Source organism: Mycobacterium sp. Soil_C_30 (assembly GCF_057656995.1).
The window spans coordinates 117,823-122,448 of sequence record NZ_JBDGJH010000021.1; the positions used below are offsets into that span (position 1 = coordinate 117,823).

Here is a 4,626-nt window from a genome sequence, read left to right on the forward strand (position 1 = left end):
CAGCCTCAAACCCCGCCCACATATATGTGGCTCACCGACGCGACACGCCGCACAGCCGTAGCTGCACGCATATATGTCCGGCGTCAGCCTCAAACCCCGCCCACATATATGTGGCTCACCGACGCGACACGCCGCACAGCCGTAGCTGCACGCATATATGTCGGGCGTCAGACAGAGGCTTCGCGGCGCCCCAGCACCGAATGGCGTCGGCCGTAGAGGAAATAGACCACCACGCCGATGCCCATCCAGATCAGGAAGCGGATCCAGGTCAGACCGGTGAGATTGAGCATCAGCCATACGCACGCGACGATCGACAGAATCGGCAGCAGCGGCACCAAGGGCGCCCGGAACCCTCGCTTGAGGTCGGGGCGGCTTCGGCGCAACATGATCACACCCGCCGACACCAGGACGAACGCGAAGAGCGTCCCGATGTTCACCATCTCCTCGAGCTTGCCGATCGGGAACACCGACGCCGCGATCGCCACCAGTGCACCGACGATCAAGGTGATCCGAACGGGAGTGCCGTGCTCACCCGTCTTGGCCAACTGCTGCGGGATCAGCCCGTCGCGCGACATCGCGAACAGCACCCGCGTCTGCCCCAGCATCAACACGATCACCACGGTGGTCAGACCTGCCAGCGCACCGATCGAGATGAGCGTCGCCGCCCAGTTGATGCCGTTGGCCTCGAACGCTGTGGCCAGATTCGGCGACTCGGCGTCGCGCAGCACCGTGTAGGACACCATCCCGGACAACACCACCGACACCGCGACGTAGAGCACCGTGACGATGGCCAAGGAGGTCAGGATGCCGCGGGGGACGTCGCGCTGCGGATTCTTGGTCTCCTCGGCGGTGGTGGCCACGATGTCGAAGCCGATGAACGCGAAGAACACGATCGAGGCGCCGGCCAACAGCCCGTACCAGCCGTATGCACTGCCTTCGGCGCCGGTGACCAGCGAGAACAGCGATTGTTCTGTGCCCGATCCGCCGTGACCGGGCTCGGCGGGCGGGATGAACGGCGTGTAGTTGGCGACGTTGATGTAAAACGCACCGACGGCGACCACCAGCAGGACAACCGCCACCTTGATCACGGTGATCACCAGGCTGACGCCGGCGGAGAGCTTGGTGCCGCGGGCCAGCAGGAACGTCACGAACGCGATGACCACCAGCGCACCCCAGTCGAAGGAGACGCCGCCGATATCGGTGATGCCGCCGCCGAACCCGAACACCGTGCCCAGATAGCTGGACCAGCCCTTGGCCACCACCGCTGCGGCGACGGCGAATTCGAGGATGAGGTCCCAGCCGATGATCCAGGCGACGAACTCACCGAAGGTGGCATAGGAGAACGTGTAGGCACTGCCTGCGACAGGCACCGTGGAGGCGAACTCGGCGTAACACAGCGCAGCCAGCCCGCAGGCGATGGCGGCCAGGATGAACGAAATCGAGATCGCAGGACCGGTCAGGTTGCCGGCGGTGGAGGCGGTGATGGTGAAGATGCCGGCGCCAATGACGACCGAGACGCCGAAGACAGTCAGATCCCACCAATTCAGGTCTTTGCGAAGCCGGGTACCCGGCTCGTCGGTATCGGCGATCGACTGTTCGACGGATTTCGTCCGCCACCGTCCGGTCATAGTCTCGTCACCTTCCGATCGGCTTGATTCCGGCAATGTACCCATTACGTTGGAAATCAATGGGGAGGAACGGCGAAGCCGCCTGTGGTCATGTTGTCGTCATCGGCGCCAGCATCGCGGGGCTGTGCGCCGCGCGCGTGCTGTCCGACTTCTACGAGCGCGTAACGGTACTGGAACGCGACGAGCTGCCGACGGTGCCCGCAAGCCGGTCCGCTGTGCCGCAGGACCGCCATGTGCACCTACTGATGGCGCGCGGCGCGGCAGAACTCGAGGGGCTGTTTCCCGGGCTGCTCGATCGTATGGTCGCCGATGGTGTGCCCATCCTCGAGAACCGGCCCGATTGCATTCACTTCGGCGCAGCCGGGCACGTCCTGGGCACCAGACACACATTGCGCGACGAGTTCACCGCGTACGTGCCGAGCCGGCCGCACCTGGAGTGGCAGATCCGGCGACGTGTGCACGACATCGCGAACGTCGAGATCCAGCACCGGCTGGTGACGGAGCCGGCCTTCGATCCGGCACGTCAGCGGGTCACCGGCGTGCGCACCGACGACGGTGACACCGTCACCGCCGACCTGACCGTCGACGCCACCGGCCGCGGTACCCGGTTGCCGAAATGGTTGCAGCAATGGGGTTTTCACCCGCCGCCCGAAGACACGGTCGATGTCGGTATCGACTACTCGACGCACCGCGTGCGCATTCCCGACGGCGCGTTCGAGGAGAAAGTGGTGGTGGCGGGCGCCTCCCGCTCACAGCCGCTGGGACTCGGGATGCTGTATTACGAGGACGGCATCTGGGGGCTGACCACGTTCGGCACTGCGCGCGCCGAACCTCCGGGCGATTTCGCCGGGATGGTGGCCCTGGCCGAGGAGGTTCTGCCTGCCCACGTCGCCGCGGCGGTGCGCAGAGGCGAACCGGTGGGTGAGGTGGCGCGCCACAAGTACCCGACCAGCAGGTGGCGCCGGTACGACAAGCTCGACCGGTTTCCGGCCGGGATCATTCCGCTGGGCGATGCGGTGGTGAGCTTCAATCCCACCTTCGGCCAGGGTATGACGATGACGTCGATCCAGGCGGCCAACCTCCGCGCGGTACTGGAATCGGGTACCGAGGACATCGCCCAAGCGCTGGCGCAGCGGACCGCGAAGACCACGTTCCCGGTCTGGACCATGAACGCCATCGGCGATCAGGTGTTGCACAATGCACCCGGACCGCGGCCGTGGTGGTTTCGCCCCGTGGGCAACCTGTTCGATCAGTTCCTGGGCGCCGCTGAGACCGATCCGGTTCTGGCCGAATGGTTTCTGCGCCGCTTCAGCCTGCTCGACAGCCTGTACATGGTGCCGTCGGCGCCCTTGGTCGGCCGCACCGTCCGGCACAACCTCAAACTCTGGCTCGCAGAGCGGCGAGCAGCGCGGGCTGGGTGATCAGTCCAGCCCTCTCGCACGCTGGGGCACCCCCGCGCTCACGTCGTCGAGCGGGCTCTAGATACCGACCGTCGCGCGGAACAACCTGGTGGGTTGGTCGGCGGTCAGCCGGATCGGGCCGTCGTCGGCGGCCACCCAGGCCGCCGCACCGCGATCCAGGGTCAGCGTGTCGGCCTTGGCCCGCACTACGGCAGATCCCTCGGCGCACAACAGGATCTGCGGCCCGTCGTGCCGGCTCGGCGCATCGACTTCATGCCCCAGGTCGTCGCCGTCGAGCACCAGCACCGACACCGTGAATTCACCTGCGGGCGTGCGGTAGGTGGACTCGAAGCCGTCGCGGTCGACCGGTGACAGCAACATCGACTCTTCGGCCGGGGTGAAGTCCAGCACACGCAGGAGTTCGGGCACGTCGACGTGTTTGGGTGTCAGACCACCCCGCAACACGTTGTCGGAGTTGGCCATCACCTCGATGCCGACCCCGCGCAGGTAGCTGTGCAGGTTGCCCGCGGGCATGTAGAGAGCCTGTCCGGGTTCGAGGTGCAGCAGGTTGAGCAGCAGCGCCGCCAACACGCCCGCGTCACCGGGGTACCGCTCACCGAGCTCGAGGACCGCCTTGGCCTCCGCATCGAATTCCGTTGCATCCGAACGCAAGTAATTGATGGCTCCGTCAAGCACCGCAGGCACCAGCACGTCGAGATCGGGTTGCGGTGCGGTGATCCACGTGGTGAAAAGAGCGCGCAGTCCATTGGCATCGGGTTGGCCGGCCAGCAGATGCACAAACGGATCCAGATCCGAGACCGCCAGCGCGTTCAGGAACTCGACAGTGCGCGCCACCGGCCGGAAACCGGCCAGCGCGTCGAAGGGTTCGAGTGCGACGAGCAGCTCCGGCTTGTGGCTGCGGTCGCGGTAATTGCGCACCGGCGAATTGAGCGGAACCCCCATCCGCTCCTCGCGTTCATAGCCTTCGACGGCCTGCGCAGAACTCGGGTGCGCTTGCAGCGACAACGGCTCGTCGGCGGCCAGGACCTTCATCAGGAACGGCAGCGTATCGCCGAACCGCGCGCGCACCGTCGGGCCCAGTTGACCTTCCGGATCGGTGCGCACCGCCTCCAGCAAGGAGACCTCGCCGGAGTCGGTCTGCAGGAATGCCGGATCGCCGGGGTGCGCCCCCAGCCACAGTTCGGCCTCCGGATGGTTGGTCGGCACGGTACGACCGGTGAATTCGGCGATCGCGGTCCGTGAACCCCAGGCGTACGTGCGGATTGCTCCCCGCATGGACTCCATGTTCTGTTATCCCCCTGTCATCCCCTCGCGAGTCTCACATAGACCGCAGCCATCTCCAGCCGCACTGCGAGAACCGCCAATTGCTGTTCCGGACGCCCGGCGTCCACGGGTGAAGCGATGAGTTCTCCCCCATCCCAGCGCTCGGACCCCGGCCGGGCTCGGCCTTCTCCTCGGTATCCATGGTCGGATCCCGGCCGAGGACGCTCCGCGCCGCGGCCTTCTCCTCGGTATCCATGGTCGGATCCCGGCCGAGGACGCTCCGCGCCGCGGCCTTCTCCTCGGTATCCATGGTC

Annotated in this window: 3 protein-coding genes and 1 pseudogene; 1 reads left to right on the forward strand and 3 read right to left on the reverse strand. The window is 66.2% G+C overall.

Going from position 1 to position 4,626, the window contains the following annotated elements:
• Positions 1 to 167 precede the first annotated feature (167 nt).
• Positions 168 to 1,628, reverse strand: a complete 1,461-nt coding sequence (locus AC3A6P_RS28965; protein WP_487695768.1) for an amino acid permease — start codon at positions 1,626 to 1,628, stop codon at positions 168 to 170.
• A 59-nt stretch (positions 1,629 to 1,687) separates the two neighbouring features.
• Here AC3A6P_RS28965 and AC3A6P_RS28970 point away from each other — a divergent pair, with 59 nt between their 5' ends.
• Positions 1,688 to 3,049 carry an FAD-dependent oxidoreductase gene (locus AC3A6P_RS28970; RefSeq protein ID WP_487695770.1) on the forward strand — a complete coding sequence of 454 codons (1,362 nt, stop codon included), beginning with the start codon at positions 1,688 to 1,690 and terminating at the stop codon, positions 3,047 to 3,049.
• A 57-nt stretch (positions 3,050 to 3,106) separates the two neighbouring features.
• Here AC3A6P_RS28970 and manA read toward each other — a convergent pair whose 3' ends face one another.
• Both manA and AC3A6P_RS28980 read right to left on the reverse strand, forming a co-directional pair.
• Complete coding sequence (gene manA, locus AC3A6P_RS28975) at positions 3,107 to 4,333, reverse strand: mannose-6-phosphate isomerase, class I (RefSeq protein WP_487695772.1); 1,227 nt, start codon at positions 4,331 to 4,333, stop codon at positions 3,107 to 3,109.
• Between the two features lie 17 nt (positions 4,334 to 4,350).
• Positions 4,351 to 4,431, reverse strand: a pseudogene (locus AC3A6P_RS28980) (hypothetical protein); the annotation flags it as partial.
• Positions 4,432 to 4,626 lie beyond the last annotated feature (195 nt).